This is a genomic window from Pseudidiomarina atlantica, assembly GCF_000753735.1.
In the GTDB taxonomy this organism is placed as follows: domain Bacteria; phylum Pseudomonadota; class Gammaproteobacteria; order Enterobacterales; family Alteromonadaceae; genus Pseudidiomarina; species Pseudidiomarina atlantica.
On the sequence record NZ_JPIN01000001.1, the window covers coordinates 447015 to 468374 of the forward strand.

19 protein-coding genes are annotated in these 21360 nt (G+C 51.8%); 5 read left to right on the forward strand and 14 right to left on the reverse strand.

Annotated elements, in window-relative coordinates; genetic code table 11:
• The first annotated feature begins 49 nt into the window (after positions 1-49).
• Positions 50-1129 carry a S66 peptidase family protein gene (locus IDAT_RS02215; protein ID WP_034729896.1) on the forward strand — a complete coding sequence of 360 codons (1080 nt, stop codon included), beginning with the start codon at positions 50-52 and terminating at the stop codon, positions 1127-1129.
• On the opposite strand, the gene IDAT_RS02220 is transcribed toward IDAT_RS02215, so the two are convergent.
• From IDAT_RS02220 to IDAT_RS02230, 3 genes are read right to left on the reverse strand one after another with little or no spacing between them, the layout of a single operon-like run.
• Entirely contained in the window at positions 1097-2068 is a 972-nt protein-coding gene (locus IDAT_RS02220) for an L-threonylcarbamoyladenylate synthase (RefSeq protein ID WP_034729899.1), read from the reverse strand. The two genes, IDAT_RS02215 and IDAT_RS02220, sit on opposite strands and share 33 nt — an antisense overlap.
• Positions 2065-4488: a DUF2309 domain-containing protein gene (locus IDAT_RS02225; protein WP_051986510.1), complete on the reverse strand. Its 2424-nt coding sequence runs from the start codon at positions 4486-4488 to the stop codon at positions 2065-2067. The genes IDAT_RS02220 and IDAT_RS02225 overlap by 4 nt, the downstream gene beginning before the upstream one ends.
• On the reverse strand, positions 4485-5903 hold the full coding sequence (locus IDAT_RS02230; protein WP_081909714.1) for an NADH-quinone oxidoreductase subunit L: 1419 nt from the start codon (positions 5901-5903) through the stop codon (positions 4485-4487). The genes IDAT_RS02225 and IDAT_RS02230 overlap by 4 nt, the downstream gene beginning before the upstream one ends.
• Before the next feature lie 118 nt (positions 5904-6021).
• Between IDAT_RS02230 and IDAT_RS02235 the strand changes: the two genes are divergently transcribed.
• Together IDAT_RS02235 and IDAT_RS02240 are read left to right on the forward strand one after the other, a co-directional pair.
• Positions 6022-6906 carry a LysR family transcriptional regulator gene (locus IDAT_RS02235; protein WP_034729902.1) on the forward strand — a complete coding sequence of 295 codons (885 nt, stop codon included), beginning with the start codon at positions 6022-6024 and terminating at the stop codon, positions 6904-6906.
• Positions 6907-7012: 106 nt separating this feature from the next.
• Positions 7013-8452, forward strand: coding sequence for a protein adenylyltransferase SelO (locus IDAT_RS02240; protein ID WP_051986525.1), 1440 nt, complete (start codon positions 7013-7015; stop codon positions 8450-8452).
• Positions 8453-8539: 87 nt separating this feature from the next.
• On the opposite strand, the gene IDAT_RS02245 is transcribed toward IDAT_RS02240, so the two are convergent.
• The 3 genes from IDAT_RS02245 to IDAT_RS02255 all read right to left on the reverse strand — a co-directional run bounded on the left by IDAT_RS02245 (position 8540) and on the right by IDAT_RS02255 (position 9766).
• A complete protein-coding gene (locus IDAT_RS02245) occupies positions 8540-8902 on the reverse strand; it encodes a BON domain-containing protein (protein WP_034729905.1) in 363 nt (120 codons plus the stop codon).
• A 95-nt stretch (positions 8903-8997) separates the two neighbouring features.
• Positions 8998-9486, reverse strand: coding sequence for a TspO/MBR family protein (locus IDAT_RS02250; protein WP_034729908.1), 489 nt, complete (start codon positions 9484-9486; stop codon positions 8998-9000).
• Between the two features lie 16 nt (positions 9487-9502).
• Complete coding sequence (locus tag IDAT_RS02255; protein ID WP_034729911.1) at positions 9503-9766, reverse strand: TIGR03643 family protein; 264 nt, start codon at positions 9764-9766, stop codon at positions 9503-9505.
• Between the two features lie 67 nt (positions 9767-9833).
• Here IDAT_RS02255 and IDAT_RS02260 point away from each other — a divergent pair, with 67 nt between their 5' ends.
• On the forward strand, positions 9834-11657 hold the full coding sequence (locus tag IDAT_RS02260) for a long-chain-acyl-CoA synthetase (protein ID WP_034729914.1): 1824 nt from the start codon (positions 9834-9836) through the stop codon (positions 11655-11657).
• Positions 11658-11685: 28 nt separating this feature from the next.
• Here the strand turns inward: IDAT_RS02260 and IDAT_RS02265 are convergent, their stop codons facing one another.
• Positions 11686-12360 carry a DUF6498-containing protein gene (locus tag IDAT_RS02265; protein WP_034729917.1) on the reverse strand — a complete coding sequence of 225 codons (675 nt, stop codon included), beginning with the start codon at positions 12358-12360 and terminating at the stop codon, positions 11686-11688.
• Positions 12361-12443: 83 nt separating this feature from the next.
• Here IDAT_RS02265 and IDAT_RS02270 point away from each other — a divergent pair, with 83 nt between their 5' ends.
• A complete protein-coding gene (locus IDAT_RS02270) occupies positions 12444-13679 on the forward strand; it encodes a DUF418 domain-containing protein (protein WP_034729919.1) in 1236 nt (411 codons plus the stop codon).
• 17 nt (positions 13680-13696) lie between these two features.
• Here the strand turns inward: IDAT_RS02270 and IDAT_RS02275 are convergent, their stop codons facing one another.
• The 7 genes from IDAT_RS02275 to IDAT_RS02305 all read right to left on the reverse strand — a co-directional run bounded on the left by IDAT_RS02275 (position 13697) and on the right by IDAT_RS02305 (position 21194).
• Entirely contained in the window at positions 13697-14110 is a 414-nt protein-coding gene (locus IDAT_RS02275) for a hypothetical protein (RefSeq protein ID WP_034729921.1), read from the reverse strand.
• A gap of 70 nt (positions 14111-14180) precedes the next feature.
• On the reverse strand, positions 14181-14582 hold the full coding sequence (locus IDAT_RS02280; RefSeq protein ID WP_034729923.1) for a YchJ family protein: 402 nt from the start codon (positions 14580-14582) through the stop codon (positions 14181-14183).
• Complete coding sequence (gene prpF / locus IDAT_RS02285; RefSeq protein ID WP_034729925.1) at positions 14582-15784, reverse strand: 2-methylaconitate cis-trans isomerase PrpF; 1203 nt, start codon at positions 15782-15784, stop codon at positions 14582-14584. Before prpF ends, IDAT_RS02280 begins: the two co-directional genes overlap by 1 nt.
• Before the next feature lie 5 nt (positions 15785-15789).
• Entirely contained in the window at positions 15790-18387 is a 2598-nt protein-coding gene (acnD, locus tag IDAT_RS02290) for a Fe/S-dependent 2-methylisocitrate dehydratase AcnD (protein WP_034730286.1), read from the reverse strand.
• Positions 18388-18402: 15 nt separating this feature from the next.
• Complete coding sequence (gene prpC, locus IDAT_RS02295) at positions 18403-19527, reverse strand: bifunctional 2-methylcitrate synthase/citrate synthase (protein ID WP_034729927.1); 1125 nt, start codon at positions 19525-19527, stop codon at positions 18403-18405.
• A gap of 93 nt (positions 19528-19620) precedes the next feature.
• Positions 19621-20499 carry a methylisocitrate lyase gene (gene prpB / locus IDAT_RS02300; RefSeq protein WP_034729929.1) on the reverse strand — a complete coding sequence of 293 codons (879 nt, stop codon included), beginning with the start codon at positions 20497-20499 and terminating at the stop codon, positions 19621-19623.
• On the reverse strand, positions 20496-21194 hold the full coding sequence (locus IDAT_RS02305; protein WP_034729931.1) for a GntR family transcriptional regulator: 699 nt from the start codon (positions 21192-21194) through the stop codon (positions 20496-20498). The genes prpB and IDAT_RS02305 overlap by 4 nt, the downstream gene beginning before the upstream one ends.
• Positions 21195-21360 lie beyond the last annotated feature (166 nt).

Consider the following 21360-nt stretch of genomic DNA (forward strand, 5'->3'; position numbering starts at 1 on the left):
GCATACGTTCAACAGGCACAAAACTAAGACTAACAAAGGTGACCTCGTCATGGATCGCAGATCGTTTATTAAGACTCTAGCCGCCGGAGCGGCTGCAACAACTGTTCTTTCTCCGTTAGCAGCGGCAGGTGGCATTTCGGGTATGGCAGGAACAACGGGTTCAGGCTTGGGCGCTGGGCGCTTGCCGCGGGCTTTGAAAGCCGGTGACACGGTACGTATGGTCGCGCCGGCGAGTGCGGTTGAAGATCGTCATCATGTCTTGATCGCCAAAGAGTCGTTTGAAGCTTTAGGTTTCAACGTACAGCTAGGTGAACACGTGTTCGGCCGCCATGGCTATTTGTCTGGCACCGACGCCGAGCGCGCTGCCGATGTCAATAAAGCCTTTGCCGATGACAGTGTCGATGCGGTGATTGCCGTGCGCGGTGGCTGGGGTTGTAACCGCATTTTGCCGCTGTTGGATTACGACATGATCCGTGCCAATAACAAGGTGTTGTTAGGCTACAGTGATATTACGTCGTTAATGAATGCGCTGTATGTAAAAACTGGCATGGTGTCGTTTCACGGGCCAAATGGCTTTTCTTATTGGGCTGATTTTCAAGCGCAGCAATTTCGTGATGTGATCATGGACGGTAAATCCACCACCATGCGCAACTACAAAGAAAAAGAAGAAACCTTGACCATGATGAGCAACCGCACCACTACGGTGAACGGTGGCAAGGCACAGGGTGTGTTAGTTGGCGGTAACCTTACTGTGTTGACTAGCTTATGTGGTACGCCTTATTTCCCTGACTTAAAAGGGAAAATTTTGATGTTGGAAGATGTCGGTGAGAATATTTACCGCATCGACCGCTTCTTATCGCAACTGCAACTGGCTGGGCATTTAGACGGCGTTGCCGGTATCGTCTTTGGCCATTGTACCGAATGCGACCCTGGTGGTGGTTTCGGCAGCTTCACCTTGCATGAAGTCTTTGCGCATTACTTTGAGCCGTTAGGAGTGCCAACCTACACCGGCGCCCAGTTTGGTCACATTCGCGACAACCATATTTTGCCAGTCGGTCATGTGGTTGAACTCGACGCCGATGCGGCGACTTTGACGTTACTCGGCAGCGCGGTGCAAACGGTTTCGTAACGCCTGCCACTCGTGGGTTTCTGGTAAGGGTTCCAACCAAATGGTCGGGACCCTTTTTTGATCGAGCTCATGCAGCGTGTGATACAGCGCGTGGGCAAACTGTTCCGGGGTAGCGCCGAGTGCACGTTGTTGTTGCTGAGGTAGATCATCGCGCAAGCTGCGTACCAGGATGATGCTGTGTGGCTCCGTGATGTTGGCGTTAGCGTTAGCGTTGGTATTGGAATTGAGCCAGCGGAGTTTGGCTTGCGGCTGATAGTGCTTGGCCATATTGCCGGCAACACTCACATCATGTTGTTCTGGCGCTTCCACCTCTTGGTTCAGCACCTTGCTCAGTTGCTGCGCGGTGATTGGACCTGGCCGCAAAATTCTGAGTTTGTCGCTGGTTTCACGTAAATCAAGAATTGTCGATTCGATGCCCACACTGCAGCGGCCACCATCTAAAACCGCGTCGATTTTGCCATCGAGTTGTTCAAGCACATGGGCAGCTGTGGTCGGGCTCAATTGCTTGTGTAAATTTGCCGATGGTGCGATCACGCCAATGTTTTGCTGCTGCAGAATCTTTCTTAGCTGCGCTTGATTAGGCATGCGGATGGCAATGCTATGGCTGCCACCGGTAATTAACGGTGATACTTTCGGGTGCCGGTGCAATAGTAATGTGAGCGGTCCTGGCCAGAATTGCTCAGCTAATAGGTAGGCTTCGTCGGGAATGCCATAGGCCCAATCTTGCAACTGCTCAATTGCGCCAATATGCACAATTGCAGGATGGTTTTGCGGGCGGTTCTTGGCTTGATAAACTTGTTGGATAGCATCGGTATCTGCCGCGTTGGCCGCCAGACCGTAGACGGTTTCTGTTGGGATTGCCACGATACCACCGAGCTTGAGTAAGCGGCCGGCGTGCTGCAACTGTTTGTCGTTATCGGCTTTAAGTATGAGTGTCATGCGCTTACCTCTTGTGGTTGCTTGTGGGCGACCGGCTGCCACCCGTTGGCTTTGCGTTGCGTGAGTTGTCCGGGCTGCTCGGGCTGCCACTGCCAAAGATGGAGCCATTCATTGTCGATCAACTGCTGTACCATCGGCTGCTCACTGATGACCTTATCGATAGCCGCTTGCTCTGCGGCAATCACCACTGTCAACCTGAGCGGCTCGTGATACCAGTCCTTACCGTCGTGAATCGATTGCCGCGCCAATCCTATGCGAATATCACCACCATTCCCTTCGAATACCCCGAGCCCATCGGCGACCACGTTATGCAGCAGTTTATTCCCGCTGCCGAACTGCTGCGGCGCCACCGTCGACGCGTAGTACTGCATATTAATCCAATGTGCCACCACCATCGGCGCCGTCATCAACTGCGTCAACACCTGCTGCGATGGGTCTTTACCGTGATCGTAGTCATGCAAAAACACCCGTGCGTCGAAATTACAGCTTCGTGTACGCTCACGCGGCGCAAAAATGATCGCCGCATTGCGCGCCAAGCCCCACTCCGGCCGCACCTCAGCCCAACTCCCCGCGCGCCGCTGCAGCGCATCGCTGACAAAGGAAGGGCAGCCCACTTTGCCGCTGTGTCGCTGCGAGAAAGGGCTGCCCACTTTAGGGGTGGTTCGCGCGGTGGGTGCGGGCTGCGCGTTGAGTCGGATCAGCTGTTCTTGCTGCGCCAATTGGTTAGCAGCACCTAGCCACTCACACAATTTTTTTGGCTTTTGCGACGTCAATAAACTTACGGTTTGTTGCGTAGTGTCGTGTAAGGCAGCTAAAAATTCGGTGGTCTCAGGAATGTGAATATTGTGCTGCGCAGCAAGCTGCTCGCGCACTTCTTTGTCATTCAGCATTTGCGCTAATACCTGTGCGTTTGCCGCGCCCGATTGTCCGCCACATGCACCACACTCGAGGCTCGCGGCATGTGGATTATTTTGCGTTGACGCGCTGTGGCCTACGATTAACACTTGCCTTGCGAAATCTTGTTTAAGTCCGATACCAGTCAGCGCGTTGGCCGCCAACTGCGCGAGCTCTGATGCCGTTGCAGGTGCGCCGTTTTTTGTGATACGCCAAGGTTGTCCATTCATGGCGCCACCAGCAACGCGTTGCAACGGTTGATGCGACAACGACTTTTTCAGCAATTTCCAAGCTTTGGTAATACCGCCCATCTCGACCCAGCCATAAGCCCCAGCTGGACTTTCATGGGCACGATGCCAACTGGCAGAACGCCACGTATTGCGCAGCTTTTGTTGGCTTTGCGCATCGCATGCTTGACTGACTTGCCATTGTGGCGCAAGCAGTCCGGGTAACTGTGGTTTGCTGTAGCCTTGGCTTATTTGATATTCAATCGGCAACCCAAAAAAGCCCGCGAAACCGAACGTCTGAATCGCCGGTGATTGCGCTTCTAGAGCACGGCGCATTGGTTCTGAACGGACATCAATACAAAATACCGCCTGTAAGTCCTTGCTACCATTGTTATTTTGCACAGCTGCCGCACCACATAGCTGTTCCGCCAGTTGCTGTTGGTAGGCGCGTTCTTTCTCGCGCAATGCTTGCCACATTGGCTGTTGCTGTTCACGCACTTGCGTCTTCAACCGCTCAAAACTTGCCCATTGCACCTGGAATTCGGCGCGTGTTGCGTCACTGACGCTATGCCAGCAGACCAAATCCCACGCTAAGCGAATCGCTAATAGCTGGTTGAGCTCATCGTTGAAACGCGGCTGTTGCTCGAGATCGCGCTGCCAACGACGTTGCGCAAATACACTGGCCCAGCCGTATAGTTCATGCAATAGCACCTGTAAATAGACCGGCCATTGGTCGGCATCAAGTGGCAACACCTGAGCTTGCTGATATAGCTCTCGATAGTCATAAGGCAATTTCTGAAGCTGTTGTTTAACCTTCTTATTATTCAAAAGCAGCTCGATGCCCCGATCGTGACGCGTGATATTCAGCCACTGTTTGTACATGCGCTCGCCGAGGTTTTCGTCCTGCGCCACTTGCTCCGGATAACTCACCCATAGCGCACAAAACTGACTCATTTGTTGCTGAATTTCGGTCAGCCACGGCAGTGACCGACTCGCAGTTTCACGCAACCGCCAGCCCTTTACCGCCGCGACCGAACCCCTTAAAAAGGGCAGCCCTCTTTCGGTGGTTTCGGTGCCGTGTAGCATGGGGATATTGAACCAAGCCTGTTGCTCGGCGGCGATCTCTTCGATGTGACGGTCGCGCTGCTGCCACCAAGGGTTCACGGCAATCGCGCGGTCGAGTGGCCACACTGGCGCAACTTCCGCAGTTGCCGCCGCAACGAGTAGCTCTAAGTCTATCTGGTGCAACTGTTCCGGCGCCGCGGCGAGCGAGGTAGACATGGCAGGTGAGGCAGTCATGAAGATGCTCCTTTGTGTTGAGAATTGCGCAGCGGCCAAAGCGTCAGCGTTAAGCGGGTGGCCCACTCATCGAGATATAAGCCAGCGTTGAGTGCGACAAATAGTTGGCTGCTATGTGCCGATTGCGGACGATAAAGTAACCATAAGTAGACGCTGGTAATGCCAATAAGAACAAGACAAATCCAAACATCGAGTAGCCAAATGTAGGACGCAGTGCTGAATGTTAGATGCGCGCTCAAGGCCCAGTTAGCCACCAGATAAACGCCAAACCAGGCTGCGGCGACGCATATAGCGCGTAATAATTCGCTGATATTAAAGCGCTCAAACATCGTCGAAAGCCATAGTCCGAGCGCTAGGCTCACAGCCAGCCACGGTGCGACATAGCCCAATGATGTGACAGCTGATACGCCCAACAGAACCGCAGTAATGACTACAATTAGGCCACCGATAACGGCTTTAAGCGGAGGTAGACCAAGCTGCACAAAACGCTGCCGCTCGCGTTGCTCCACCGCCGACCCCGAAGTTAAAAATGCATAGGCTTTGTAACAAGAGTGCGCCAATAGATGCAGTGCCGCTAAGGTGTAAAAACCAAGACTAATCTCCACCAACATCAAAGCCATTTGCGCTACCGTTGACCAGGCCAAACGCACCTTTACGCTGATGCGTGTCATGGTGACTGCGGCCGCGACTAACATACTGGTGCCGGCGACGATCGCCAACAACCAACGAGCCACCGCGGCGTCGGCGAGTAACGGCGAAAACTGCAGAAGGAGATAGCCGCCAAGGTTAATGATACCCGCGTGTAATAGCGCTGAGACTGCGGTGGGCGCTTCCACCACCTGCAAGAGCCAGCCATGAACTGGCAATTGTGCGCATTTCAGCATGGCAACACTAACTAACAGTAACATCACCCACTCGCTGACGATGGATGCCGTTGGCGAAAGTTCAGAAATCGAGGTCGCCCCAGTTTGCAGCCAAATGCTTAAAAGTGCGACAGCTAACATGGTTTCAGCTACCCGCGCAAAGATGAACTTTTTGTGCGCAGCAAGCTGTGCTCGTGGGCGCTCGGGATAGAACAATAGCAGTTTATGCAAGCTTAAACTTACGCTCACCCAACCAAGCCAAAAGAGTACGAAGTGGTCACTGATCGCAGTAAAGAGAATCGCGATAAGCACCAAGGTCAGCCAACGGTGAAATCTTACAGACTCAGATTCACCGCGGGTTTGTACCGCAGCGAAGCGCACGACGACCCAGCCGATAAAACTGATCATCGCCGCAAATCCAGCGCTCAAAGGTGTCAGCGCGAAACCCCAAGCTTGGTACATTGAAGAGTGCGTCAATGATAAAGCGATACTTGTGGTGAAAAAACAAATGCTGAGTAACGCCAAAATGCCTGCGGTAATGCGCCAACGCATGCTGCCTCCGAATATTATTTTTTGTTGGCGGCATTGTGCGTGATTGCTATTGATTATAAAAATACATATATTCTATCTATTCGTTCACTTAAACAGAACATTTTGGAAGAATTTTGGCATGTCTCGTTTAAATTATCATCACTTGTATTACTTTTGGCGTGTTGCAAAACAGGGCAACTTGACTGCAACCGCACAGCAGTTGGCGATTTCACAATCGGCTTTATCTGCGCAGATTAATCAGCTAGAGCACACCATAGGTCAACCGCTTTTTGCGCGCGAAGGCCGCAGCTTGGTTCTAACCGAACTTGGCCGCACGGTGCTGAACTACGCCGAAGACATCTTTCAGCGCGGCGAAGAGCTACAGCAATTACTGACAGAGGGTGCGCCAACCGTACCCAGCTTGAGAATTGGCGTACTTTCGAGCATGTCACGTAACTTTATTGATGGCTTCATTCAGCCATTAATTCGACAAAATGACGTTCATTTTCAACTTATTGCGCGCCCGCAAAGTGAATTACTTGAACTGCTCGGTCAGCATCAAATTGATATCATGCTTACCAATCGTGAGTTGCCAAGTAACGATGATATTGCCTGGCAATCACAACTACTGGCCCGCCAACCAGTGAGTGTCATAGCACCACCTGAACTCGCGCATTTGCCCGCAGCAGTTGACGATGCATACCGCGAACAGCGCTGGGTGGTACCTTCATACGCTTCACCGTTACGAGCTGCCTTTGAGTCTTTTTGTACGCAGCATCAGTTAGCGCCGAATATCGTCGCCGAAGCAGACGACATGGCAATGCTCCGATTACTTGCACGGGATAGCGGTGCACTCGCGGTAATGCCCGCCGTCGTCGTGCGCGATGAACTTGTGACTGGCTTGCTGAGCAAGCGCTTTGACCTGCCAAATTCCTATGAGAACTTCTACGCTGTGACACTCGCCCGAAAGTTTCCGCACCCCCTACTTCCCGCAATTCTGCAAGCCAAGCATTACCTGACCTAGCGACGCAAAACCACCCCAGAAAGGGCAGCCCTTTTTTAGGTGTTTGCCGCGCAAAAGTGCTAGGATGTGGGCTGCCCTTTCTTATGGTTTTGGCCAAGGTGAGCTAATGCGAACAGAACAAACTTATGTGCAACTTGATGCGCGCCTGAGTAGTGCGGTAGCACCGACGCCGGTGTTGGATCCGCAGTGGATCGCGTTTAATGATGAGCTGGCGGTGCAGCTACAGCTACCTTTAACGCAGCGCGCAACCCCAGAAGGCCTGCAGATTTTCGCCGGCAACAGCACTCCTGATTGGGCGCAGCCGCATGCACTTGCCTACGCGGGCCATCAATTTGCTAACTATGTTCCACAGCTGGGCGACGGTCGCGCGGTGCTACTCACCGAGGTAGTCGATAAAAACGGACAGCGTTACGATATTCAACTTAAAGGCTCGGGTCGTACACCCTATTCTCGAGGTGGTGATGGGCGTTCTCCGCTCGGCCCGGTTCTCAGAGAGTACTTAGTAAGCGAAGCGATGCATCACTTAAATGTACCAACGACGCGCGCTCTAGCTGCGGTTGCGAGCGGCGAAATGGTAAAGCGCGAAAGTATCGAACCCGGAGCGATTCTGACGCGTGTAGCGAAATCCCACTTGCGCGTAGGCACTGCACAGTATGTTTTAGCACTCCAAGAGCGCAAACTCCTGAAAGCTTTCGCCGATTATGTCATCCAACGTCACTATCCTGATTGCGCCACTGCCGAGCAGCCGTATCTCGCACTGCTGACGCAAGTGCGCGATAAACAAGCCGAGCTGGTTGCGCAGTGGATGAGCCTTGGCTTCATTCATGGCGTGATGAACACCGACAACATGACGCTGTCAGGAGAAACGATCGATTACGGTCCTTGTGCTTTTATGGAAGCCTATGATCCGCAGAAGGTTTTCAGCTCAATCGACCGGCGTGGGCGTTACATGTACCAAAACCAGCCGCCCATCGGCATGTGGAATATTGCCCGCTTTGCTGAGACCCTGTTGCCCTTGCTTGAATTGCCAGAACAACAGGCCATCGAGCACGCAAGTGACATCGTCCATGGCTTTGAACAGGTGTATCAGCAGCATTATCATGCGCGTATGAGCGCCAAATTAGGCCTGGCTCCCGAGCACCCACAAGCAGAGCAATTGCTCGAAGATTACTTACAATTGATGCACCACCACCAAGTCGATTTTACGTTAGGCTTTCGCTATTTATCAGATGCGGATGACCAACGCATCGGCGCGCTGTTTCAACAAAGCCCGACGTGGCAGAAGTGGTATCAACAGTGGCAAACTGCTCACGAAGATCTTAACGCAGCGAAGCAACACATGGCGCAGGTCAATCCGATCTACATTCCGCGTAATCATTTGGTTCAAGAGGTGATAACTGCAGCTACCAACGAGGGCGATTTGACGCCTTTTAATACGCTTCATCGCGTATTGAAAAATCCGTTCACAGAACATGAAGAATACGCTCGGTACAGCAAACCTGCAGTGGCCGAACAGCAAATCACCCGTACCTTTTGTGGCACCTAAATCAATAAAAAAAGCCCCGTAAGCTTTACACTTACGGGGCATTGAATGACAACTTTAAGACAACCGTAGGAGAATTCTATCCCACTTTCATGACGCGTCGGACTTTACCTGAATGTCGTTCTCCACGTCTTTTACGCCTTCAACGTTACGCGCTAAGCGCTCGGCAGTGTCGACATCTTCGGCCTCTTTAACGAAACCACTCAACTGCACCACGCCGTCTTGTGTTTCAACATTGATTTCCAAGACATTCAAAGCATCGCTGCCAAGAATCGTTGATTTCACTTTAGTGGTGATGGCTGCATCATCGATGTAATCACCCGCCTTATCCATGGCTGACTGTTCTTGCGGCTGCTCAGCTTGAGTGTCCTGCACATTTGCAGCAATCACGGCTGGGCCAAAAGTTACGGCAAAAATCCCGGCAATCAAACTGGTTAAACGTAAGTTTTTCATAGTGCACCTCCTGTTGCTGAATCAATTTCGAGTGCACTTTCACTATAGCGAACCCAATTTACATAGTAAGGCGCTTTACATTACTTTTGCTTTGCTTACAGAACGTTAGGATTTAACTGCCAAATCGTGTAGCTCAAAGCCGCAGCAAAACTCACCCAAACCAGGTAGGGAATGAGCAACAATGCTGCAGCTTTATTCAGCCGCCAATAACCCACGATGGTGGCAACAATGGCGACCCATAGCGAAATAATTTCGACGAAGCTGACAGCACCCAAGTACCAAGCGAAGAACAACCAACTCCACAACGTATTCAGCGCGAGTTGGACCAAATTGATTTGGAGTGCGCGCTTCGCCACTCCTTGAAAGCCATACTCACGCCAAACCAGCCATGCAGCAACGGCCATCATGGTATAAAGCGCGGTCCAAACAGGGCCAAAAACCCAGGTAGGCGGAGCCCACTCGGGAATGATCAACTCACGATAAAAGACTGGGGCGTTCATCGAGCCCCAGCCACCTAATGCGGCTACAACAAAACTTAGTGCGAGCCAGCCAATTAAGCCACTCATTTGTTTCCATAACGACATGCGATTCCCTTTCTAATTAGCGTTTGTATTGGGTCGGACAGTATCCACGAGACACTGCCGGATCTCTCAGCTGTAAGTGTTTCGTCTTACGAGCGGTTACTCTCTTGCGCCACAGCTTGAATGAGCTTGGCTTCAATTCAGTACGCATCAGTTCGATAACCTTGCTCTCATTGAGGCCAAATAAGTGCTCAATTGCTTCGAACGGGGTGCGATCCTCCCAGGCCATCTCGATAATGCGTGAGATTTCGTCCACGCTAAAGCTTTGACTTTGATTTTTCATGCGTTACCACTTGTAAGAGTAGTGAATTTGTACGAAATTACGAATGTATCTTCAATTTGGATGAACAATGTCTGATAAAAACAATCATAAAAAGCATTTTTCATTAACTGACATAACGCTCGCATTGTTGCGTTTCGCCCCACGTCTTCCGCGCTTTATATTGACGTTAGCGCAGCTCGCTTGGGCCCGCAAAAACCAACGCGGCAGCGTCGGCTATTTTCTGCAACGCGCTGCAGCCCGGCATGCCGATGCGATTTTTCTAAAATATGAGGATGAAAGCTACACCTACGGTGAATTTAACCAGTGGGTAAATCAGCTTGCCGCTTATCTTCAACAACGTGGTGTTCAACCCGGCGACTGTGTTGCTTTATGGTTTTCGAATAGCCCTGCGCAACTGGCTTGGGCGCTTGCCGTTTGCAAACTAGGTGCTATCGCTGGCATGCTAAACACCAAGCAAACTGCACAACCATTTCTGCATAGTTTAGAAGTTATGCACCCGCGCCTTCTGATCAACGCCGAGCCCTTGCCCACTCTCGATTTCCCCCATCAGAAAGGGCAGCCCACTTTGACGTCACCAACCTCCGAAAGTGGGCTGCCCTTTTTAGGGGTGGTGGCGGCAGCAGAGGTGCCACGTGATGCGACACGGAGCTGGCCCGATCCTAAGGAAACTGAAGCGATCACACTAGGCGCAACGGCATTTTATGTGATGACTTCAGGCACCACAGGCTTACCGAAAGCTGCGGCAATGACGCACTTACGTTGGTACAAAGCTGGCATTGCTTTTGGTCGCATGGCACTGAATCTCAAACAGCGTAAAGATACGATGTACTGCGCACTACCTATGTATCACAACACAGCGCTATCCATTGCGCTGAGCGCAAGCATCATGACCGGTAGCACACTTGCCTTGGCGCCACGCTTTAGCGCGAGCCATTTTTGGCAGGACTGTCAGCGTCACCGCGCAACAACTTTTGTTTATGTCGGCGAACTCTGTCGCTATCTATTACAGCAGCCAGCGCAGGCAAACGAACAAAACAACCGCATTCGTGCCGTGCTAGGGAACGGCTTACGCGCAGAAATTTGGGACGAATTTCAGCACCGCTTTGGTATCAATCGTATCTGTAAACTTTACGGCGCGAGCGAGGGAAACGTTGGCTTTGTGAACGTCTTCAACCTCAAGCGAACTGTCGGTTTTTCACCGATGCGGTACACCATCGTTCGCTTCGATACCGACCACGAAGAACCGCTAAAGGATGCCAACGGCAAACTTGTAAAAGTTGGACGCGGTGAAGTCGGTCTCCTCCTCACTGAAGTTTCAGAAAAAGCACCTTTCGACGGCTACACCAACAACCCAGAAGCGAACCAGCAAAAGCTTTTCAAAAATGTGTTTAAACCCGGTGATTGCTGGTTCAATACTGGCGATCTCGTTCGCCATCAAGGCTACCGGCATATCGCTTTTATCGATCGTGTCGGCGATACCTTCCGTTGGAAGTCAGAAAACGTGGCGACAACCGAAGTTGAATCGCAACTGAGTCGCTGCAAAGAGGTACTTGACGCGGTCGTTTACGGCGTCAAAATACCCAACACCGAAGGTCGCGCCGGTATGGCTTCGTTGGTGTTAAAACAAGGACAACAGTTTAACCCGCAAGCGTTTTATGATTTCGTACGCAAACAGCTACCCGATTATGCCCGCCCGTTATTTATAAGATTACAGCAAGCGCACGAAATGACGACCACCTTCAAAGTCCGCAAACAACAGCTCAAACGCGAAAGCTACGAGCTGCAAAACATCAAAGATCCGCTCTTCGTATTCGTCAACGAGCAACAGGGCTATCAGCCGCTAAACGAGGAAATTCTGCAACGTATACACCACGGCCAGCATCGCTTTTAACCCCAAAGAGGGCTGCCCTTCCTAGTGGTTAGGGGCCGGCGGCAGAGGGGCTGCCCTTTTTAGGGTGGGAAGGCTTGCGCAGCAAGGCTTGCAGGTTGCGCCAAGGGAGAAAATAGGCCGCGTGGATAATGACCAAGATGAGGGCTTGCGTGAGGCCGACGGTGTCGGCGAACGCGAACACGAAAATAAGAATATGCAACCGCACCACCTTGGCGTAGGGCTTCATCAAGTTGACTTTACGTAACGCCTTCGCAGTGTTGCCAGGCTCTTTAGGTAACGGGGCGCGCGGCTCCATGAATGCGGAGCGTTCTGACAACAAAGCAATCAGCAGAAACCACCAATAATGCGAAATTACCCACCAGTAATGGTCGAAACTCAGAAATAATCCGGTACGCTCTCCACTAACAGGAATCGGAAAAAAATCGTTCAAAAAGATCGCATGACCAAAATGAAACATACCGAAATGAAAGGTGAAAAAGCCAAGTAGAAACACTCCGGAAAACACGCCTCCCACAAAGGCACCACCCTTCAGCGCGAACACCCAGCGTCCAATCGACCAGACGATATAGGCATAGCCAAGCACCAGACTGCTGAGCCACATGCCCCACACGACATTGTGTCCGGTGTCGCGACTCCACAATGCGACAGCCAAGGCAGCGGCGAAGAGAAAAATGTCGAAAAGTACCTGTTGCCGTGTTTGCATCGAAGCAAAATCCTCACAAATGGTGGCAAAACCCGAATCCACCCTCTACCATTTACAGCAAAATAACAATAAGAGCAAAAGAAATGACCGCTAACTTAACTACTCCGACCGCCCCTAACGAGCGCATCCATCTTCTTGATTGCATTAGAGGCTTCGCCCTGCTCGGTATTCTGCTGATGAATATCGAGTACTTCCAAAAGCCTCTATTAAGCATGATGAACGGCTTCGACTACAGTCAAACCGGCGCCGACTTCGGTGTCGCCTGGTTTGTTTTTACCTTCGTGCAAGGTAAGTTCTACACCATGTTTTCGCTACTATTCGGCATCGGCTTTATCATTTTCTACGACCGTGCCAAACAAAAAAGTAGCCATCCGCGCTGGTTATTCACCCGCCGTCTGATTGTGCTCGCGGCATTCGGGTTTGCACACCTAGCCTACATCTGGGGTGGCGACATTCTGCTCAACTACGCGATCGCCGGACTATTTCTGCTGTTTTTCGTCAACAAGAGCGCGAAAAGCTTGCTCAGATGGGGCATTGGTATTTTTCTGCTGCCCGTTATTCTCTTTTGGCTCGGTGCGCTAAGCATTGAAGCTGCCAGTGCCACGCCAGAAGGCGCCGCCGCGCTCGCCCAAGACAACCAAGCCGCCATGGCAGAGGTCAACGCTATCATCGCCACCGCCGCCGAAGCCTATAAAAACGGTACCTATGCTGACGTACTGGCCGCAAGGAGCCAAGAAATTGGCTATTTTTATACCACTGGCATCTTTTTCATGACGCCAACAGTGCTGGGTATCTTCTTGATCGGTGCCAGCCTAGCGCGCAGCGGCGTCGCAACCCAACCAGAGCAACACAACAACACTTACAAAAAACTCCTGAAGTACGGCGCCATCCTAGGTCTGCCAGCAGCACTCTATGTCGGTTTTTACGGCACGCAAATGAACTTTTTAGCACCCGACTTCGCCACAGCAATCGCCTACAGTGTTACTCAAATCGCAAACTTTGGCTTAAGTTTTGCCTACATCGCCATACTCGCGCTAGCAATGAAGCGCGCCAGCTTCGTCCAAAAGCTTGCACCTGCAGGTCGCATGGCCCTCACCAATTACCTCATGCACTCGATTGTGTTCACGAGTCTGTTTTACGGCTATGCGTTGGGAATGTACGGTGAAATCGGCCGTGCCACCGCCACGCTGCTAGCCATCGTGCTCTGGCTTGCCCAACTGCCACTCAGCGCATGGTGGCTCAAGCGCTTCCGCTATGGGCCCTGCGAGTGGTTGTGGCGTTCACTCACCTATCTACAACCACAGCCGTTTAAACGCTAGCCAAACTCGCGTCAGTTTTAATCGCGCGCTTGCGTCAGCCGTTGTTGTTGGCGCAAGCGATCAAACTGATAGCGAAACACTCCGCCCTGCACACGCTCTAGCTTTTGATAGCAAGGCGTTTCGAGTAGATGTAATTCACGCGGCGAAACCTCGTAAGCTTCAACGTAGCTCAAGGCTCGACGTTGCCATGCTGCCCATAACAAGGCGCCCAGCGTGCCGCCAGCAAGCATTACCAAGGTGTAAGACACCACGGTGGCGACCAGACCATCAAATAATTCGACCGGCACCAGTAAATAAGCAACCACGATACTGATCAGCAAGAGTTGTAAGGTAAACAGGCACAGTGAGAATTGCCGATGAAAGTATTCAAGTCGACGCTCGTTAAAGCGCACATGATCACGGCGAAGTGGAGTTAAAGGAGAATGTGCCATCGCAGGAAAACCTCGCATTCCTTAGCAAGTCGATGACACATTATTTACAAAAAACCAACCAAATACAAGCCTAATGAGTAGTTTCCAATGGCCGTACATAAAACCAGCGACCATCTTCACGCACAAATTCTGACAATTCTTCGTGTTCCCCAACTTCACCGTCGAACTCGAAGTAAGCACAAAAATGCACCTGTGCCGCAGTGCCTTGCTGCGCCACGCTATAGATATCCAGCTTGAGCCAACGCGGGCTATCGCTCAAATCCAGCTCGGCGGGACGCGTCGAGGCATGCCAAGTGCGCAATAGATACTCAGGCATTGCCAGTGCAAAGGCACTGTAACGCGAGCGCATGAGCTGTTCGGCATCACGCGGCACGGCAGTCGCCTCCCCCGCAAATAGCGGATGAAAGCGACCGCAGCACTTGCGATACAAGCCGTTGCCACAGGGGCATTTTTTCGGAGCTTTAAAACTCATTAAAAACAATCACCTGGCACACGTACCCAACCTTCCATCAAGACCCGCGCACTGCGACTCATGATGGCTTTGGTGACCGTCCATTCACCATTCACCTGACGCGCTTCGGCACCGACTTGCAAGGTGCCCGACGGATGACCAAAACGCACCGAAGTACGGTCGCCGCCGCCAGCCGCGAGGTTCACCACAGTACCAGGCACTGCCGCCGCAGCCGCAATGGCGACAGCTGCGGTGCCCATCATGGCATGGTGTAGCTTGCCCATCGACATCGCTCGCACCAACACATCGATATCGGTGGCGTGGATGTGCTTGCCACTTGAAGCGAGATAATCCTGTGGGGGTGCCACGAAAGCAATTTTGGGCGTATGCTGACGGTTTGCGGCTTCCGCCACATCGTTGATCAGCCCCATGCGCACGGCGCCGTGAGCACGCAAGCTTTCAAACTTTTGCAACGCTTGCGGGTCTTCGTTAATTGCGCCCTGTAATTCGGTGCCGTTGTAACCAATCGCGTCAGCATTGACAAAAATCGTCGGAATACCGGCGTTGATAAAGGTCGCTTGCAGCTTCCCAAGGCCCGGCACTTCGAAGTCGTCGACCACGTTTCCAGTCGGGAACATGGCACCTGTGCCCTCGCCGTCGTCGGCTGCTGGGTCCATAAATTCGACCTGCACTTCAGCCGCTGGAAAGGTCACGCCATCAAGCTCGAAATCACCGGTTTCTTGCACTTCTCCATTACGCATAGGAACCCGCGCAACTATGGTCTTTTCGATGTTGCATTGCCAAATGCGTACCGTGCAAATACCATCGGTAGGCACTTGCGCAGGATCTATCAAACCATTGCTAATCGCAAACGAGCCCACCGCGGCGGTTAAGTTGCCACAGTTACCACTCCAATCAATAAAGGGTTTATCGATGGATACCTGACCAAACAAATAGTCGACGTCGTGATCAGAGCGCGCAGAGCGCGACAAAATCACCGTTTTACTGGTCGACGAAGTCGCGCCGCCCATACCATCAGTATGTTTACCGTAGGGGTCCGGACTGCCAATGACGCGCAACAACAGCTTGTCGCGCGCTTCTCCGGGTTGTTGCGCGGCCTCTGGTAGATCATCTAAGCGGAAAAATACACCTTTAGAAGTTCCGCCACGCATGTAGGTGGCGGGAATTTTGATTTGCGGTGCGAAAACCTGTTGAGTACTCATAACGCTTAGCCCACTTCAGCTTCAAGAAAGTCTTGGGCGAAGCGCTGGAGCACGCCACCGGCCGAGTAAATCGACACTTCCTCGAAGGTATCTAAACGACACTTCACCGGCACTTCAACGCTGTCACCGTTGGCACGATGGACAATCAAGGTCATCGCTGCGCCAGGCGCTATCTCACCTTTCACGTCGTAGGTTTCGGTACCGTCCAGTAACAAGGTCTTGCGCGTCGTGCCAGGTTCGAATTCCAATGGCAACACGCCCATCCCAATCAGGTTGGTGCGGTGAATACGCTCGAAGCCTTCGGCCACAATGCATTCAACACCAGCTAAGCGGACGCCTTTCGCAGCCCAGTCACGCGAGGAACCCTGACCGTAGTCAGCGCCGGCCACAATAATCAGCGGCTGTTTGCGCTCCATGTAGGTTTCGATAGCTTCCCACATCCGCATGACTTTACCCTCTGGCTCGACCCGTGCCAGTGATCCTTGAATCACCTCACCGTTTTCGTCACGCACCATCTCGTTGAACAGTTTCGGGTTCGCGAAGGTCGCACGCTGCGCGGTTAAGTGGTCGCCACGGTGCGTTGCGTAAGAGTTAAAGTCTTCCTCGGGCACACCCATTATGGCAAGGTATTCACCCGCAGCACTGTCGGCCAAAATCGCATTCGATGGTGACAAATGGTCCGTGGTGATGTTGTCACCGAGTAGCGCCAACGGGCGCAAGCCCTTGAGCGTGTTCGCAGCGGCCATTTTGCCTTCCCAATACGGCGGACGGCGTATGTAGGTACTCATCGGACGCCAGTCATACAACGGATTGTTCTGCTCACCGTAATCCACCGACAAGCTAAACATTGGGTCATAGACTTTGCGGAACTGCTCCGGTTTTACCGAGGCTTTGACAATTGCATCGATTTCTTCGTCGTTGGGCCAAATGTCTTTCAACGTAATTGGCTTACCTTCGGCGTCAAAACCCAGCGGGTCTTTCTCGATATCAAAGCGAATGGTGCCCGCAATCGCATATGCAACGACTAACGGCGGCGATGCTAAGAACGCCTGCTTGGCGTACGGATGAATCCGTCCGTCAAAGTTACGGTTGCCCGATAACACAGCGGTCGAATACAGATCGCGGTCGATAATTTCTTGCTGGATTTTCGGATCTAAAGCGCCGCTCATACCATTACAGGTGGTACAGGCAAAAGCTACGACGCCAAAGCCTAGCTGCTCTAGCTCTGGCAATAGATTCGCTTCTTCTAAATACATTTTGACGGTTTTCGAACCCGGTGCCAGTGAACTTTTCACCCAAGGCTTACGCGTCAAGCCAAGCTTGTTGGCGTTACGGGCAATCAAGCCGGCAGCAATCATGTTGCGTGGGTTACTGGTGTTAGTACAGCTGGTGATGGCAGCAATAATACAAGCACCGTCAGGCATCAGCCCGTCTTCCGGAGCATCCATATGCTTGGCAATGCCGCGCTGCGCAAGTTCGTTGGCTGGCAATAACGCATGCGGGTTCGATGGCCCCGCCAAGTTGCGCTCGACTTTGCTCAAGTCAAAGCTCAACACACGTTCATATTCAGCCGTGCGCAAGGCGTCACTCCACAAGCCTGTTTCTTTGGCAAAGTGTTCGACCAACTTCACCTGCTCGTCGTCACGACCAGTCAGCTTCAAGTAATCAATGGTCTGTCCATCGATGTAGAACATTGCCGCAGTGGCGCCATATTCAGGGGTCATGTTGGAAATGGTTGCACGGTCGCCGACGGTGAGCGCATCAGCACCTTCACCGTAGAATTCGAGGTAGGCACCGACCACACGTTCTTTACGTAAGAACTCCGTCAACGCGAGCACCAAGTCTGTACCGGTAATACCTGGCTTCAACTTGCCTTTCAGTTCAACCCCAATAATGTCCGGCAAACGCATGTAAGAGGCACGACCGAGCATCACGCTTTCGGCTTCCAGACCGCCAACACCCACTGAGATAACGCCTAGCGCATCGACCATAGGTGTGTGGCTATCGGTCCCCACGCAAGTATCAGCAAAAGCAACACCATCGCGTACTTGCACCACCGGAGACATTTTCTCCAAGTTAATTTGGTGCATGATGCCATTGCCCGGTGGAATGACATCAACGTTCTTAAACGCTGTCTTGGTCCAGTTGATAAAGTGAAAACGGTCATCATTGCGACGGTCTTCTATCGCCCGGTTTTTCTCAAAAGCGTCTTTTTCAAAACCGGCGTGCTCCACCGCTAACGAGTGGTCAACGATCAGCTGCGTTGGCACAACAGGATTGACCTTCGCTGGGTCTCCACCTTTCTCGGCAATAGCATCACGCAAACCGGCCAAGTCAACTAACGCTGTTTGACCGAGGATATCGTGACACACCACGCGCGCTGGGAACCAAGGAAAATCGAGGTCACGCTTGCGATAAATAAGCTGACTTAAAGCATCCGTCAGCTCTGCTGGTGCGCAGCGACGCACCAGATTTTCGGCAAATATACGCGAACTGTACGGCAGTTTGTCGTAAGCACCTGGCTCGATGTCATTGACCGCTTGCCGCGCGTCATAATACATCAACGAGGTGCCGGGCAACTGCTTACGGTACTTTTCATTCAACATAAAGCGGGCTCCTTAGCGCTCGTTCAGTTTAGGTACTGGACGTGGCTCTGGACCAATGTAATCAGCGCTTGGACGAATAATGCGGTTATTGGCACGCTGCTCTTTCACGTGTGCAGTCCAACCGGTCACCCGTGACATCACGAAAATCGGCGTAAACAACTTCGTTGGAATACCCATGAAGTGATAAGCCGAAGCGTGGAAAAAGTCTGCATTCGGGAACAGTTTCTTCTCGCGCCACATGACTTCTTCACAACGCACTGAAACATCATACAAACGCGTGTCGCCGTTTTCTTTAGCGAGCTTCTCAGACCATGCTTTAATGATGTCGTTGCGTGGATCGAATTCACGATAAACCGCATGGCCAAAGCCCATGATCTTTTCTTTGCGCTCAAGCATGCCCATCAGCGTTTGCTCCGCATCATCGGCATCTTTCATGTCTTCAATCAATTCCATTGCAGCTTCGTTGGCACCGCCATGCAATGGACCGCGCAATGAACCGATGGCACCGGTGACGCACGAGAAAATGTCTGACAAAGTTGACGCACAAACACGTGCAGTAAAGGTTGAGGCATTGAATTCATGCTCTGCATACAAGATCAGGCTGGTGTTCATCACATCAGCATGCAATTGCGACGGCTTTTTACCATGCAGTAGCTCTAAGAAATGGGCACCAATCGAATCCGCATCCGTTTCGGTTTCGATACGCTTGCCGTTGTGACTAAAGTGGTACCAATACAACAGCATACTTGGGAAGGCTGCCAACAAACGTTCAATTTTGTCATCCGCTTGGCTGAAATCTGCTTCAGGCTCAATGTTACCCAAGAACGAACAACCGGTGCGCATCACGTCCATTGGGTGGGCATCGGCAGGAATACGCTCAAGTACATCTTTCAATGACTGCGGTAAACCACGTAATTTCGCTAAGCGACCTTTGTAAGCAGCTAAATCATCAGCTTTTGGCAACTCGCCATGCGCCAACAAATATGCGACTTCTTCAAAGCTGACTTTTTCTGCCAATTCTTTGATGTCATAACCGTAATAGGTTAAGCCTGAACCGCTTTTACCAACAGTACAGAGTTTAGTTTCCCCTGCCACTTGTCCGCGCAAACCTGCGCCACCTAATTTTTTATCAACCATCATTAACTCCTTAAATTCGTTACTCGTTACTCGTTCGTCGTTATTCGTGGTTCGCTTTGATTAACGAATGACGAATAACGATTAACGCTCTTATTATTTTTTAAACAATTCGTCGAGCTTTTGCTCGAATGTGTGATAATTCAGAAAATCGTACAACTCCGCCCGCGTTTGCATGCTATCCACCACAGCTTTTTGATCGCCATTAGCCAAAATACTTTCGTAAACAGTTAGCGCCGCTTTGTTCATGGCACGGAATGCACTTAATGGATACAACACCATTTCTACACCAACGTCAGCAAGTTCTTGTTTGTTGAATAATGGCGTGGCGCCGAATTCGGTAATGTTAGCAAGAACAGGCACGTTCAGCGCGCTAGTGAATGCTTGATACTGTTCAAGAGTATGTACAGCTTCGGCAAAAATCGCATCTGCACCGGCATCTACACAGGCCAGCGCGCGCTCAATGGCAGCTTCCAAGCCTTCTTGTTGCAGCGCATCGGTGCGCGCCATAATCAAAAACTGATCGTCGGTTCGCGCATCTACCGCAGCTTTAACGCGATCTACCATTTCAGCTTGGCTGACAATTTCTTTATTTGGACGGTGTCCGCAACGTTTCTGAGCAACTTGGTCTTCGATGTGAAAACCAGCGGCGCCGGCGCGGGTCATTTCTTTCACCGTGCGAGCAATGTTAAAAGCGCCACCCCATCCGGTGTCCGCATCGACCAGCAGCGGCACATCAGTGGCTCCGGTAATGCGACGAATATCTTCACAGACATCATTTAGCGAGGTCATGCCAAGATCTGGCAGGCCAAACGACGCGTTGGCAACACCAGCGCCCGATAAGTAAAGCGCTTTATGGCCGACCCGTTCTGCCATCATTGCGGTGTAGGCGTTGATGGTGCCGACAATCTGTAGTGGACTTTCATCTTTAATTGCTTGGCGTAACTTGGCGCCTGCACTCTGTACCTTGCTCATGCGGAGTCCTTCTTCTGTTGCTGTTCGTTCAATTGATTTTCGATGTTGCGACGGGAAGCCGCGATATGCCGACGCATTAATAAATCGGCAAGTTCACCATCGCGATTGGCAATGGCGGTTAAAATGGCTTTGTGCTCGTCAAATGCGCGCGATACCCGTGGGCCATTCATGCCCAGTTGGACGCGATACATGCGAACGAGATAGTAGAGCTCGTGACAGAGCATGTTGATCAAGTAGGGATTCTTGCTGCCTAAGATGACACGGTAATGAAAGTCGAGATCACCAGCCTCTTGATAGTAACTCTCGCCTTCACGCACCCGCTGGGTGCTTAAATGTTGGTCCAGCAGCGCCGCCAATTCTTGAATTTCCGCTTCAGGCATTTGCTCGGCCGCTAATCTGCAGGCGAGACCCTCGAGCTCTTCGCGAATCTGATAAAGTGCCGCTAACCCCTGTGGCGTCAATGTTACCACCCGTGCACCAGCATTGGGGGTGCGCTCAATCAGATGGCAACGCTCCAAACGCGCTAACGCTTCGCGCAACGGTGCCCGACTAATGTCAAAACGTCGTGCGAGTTCAGGCTCACTGATTTTGCTGCCAGCGGGTATGGTACCGTCAACAATAGCTTGTTGAATATCCAACAGCACGCGGTCAGCGGCAGTGATAGCTTGGCGAGCGATGCTAGGATGTGCGGTCATAAGAAGAAAGCCTGCCCTTTTTGCGAAGGATGTCGACACTTTTGACGAAGTGCATGCAGTTTAATGTCAAATTGAGGGTATTTCAAGGGGGGCAACAGACGGATTGTCGACATCTTGCGATGGATCAAAAAAAAGCCCCGTGGCTCACGGGGCTTTACTTTCAGGG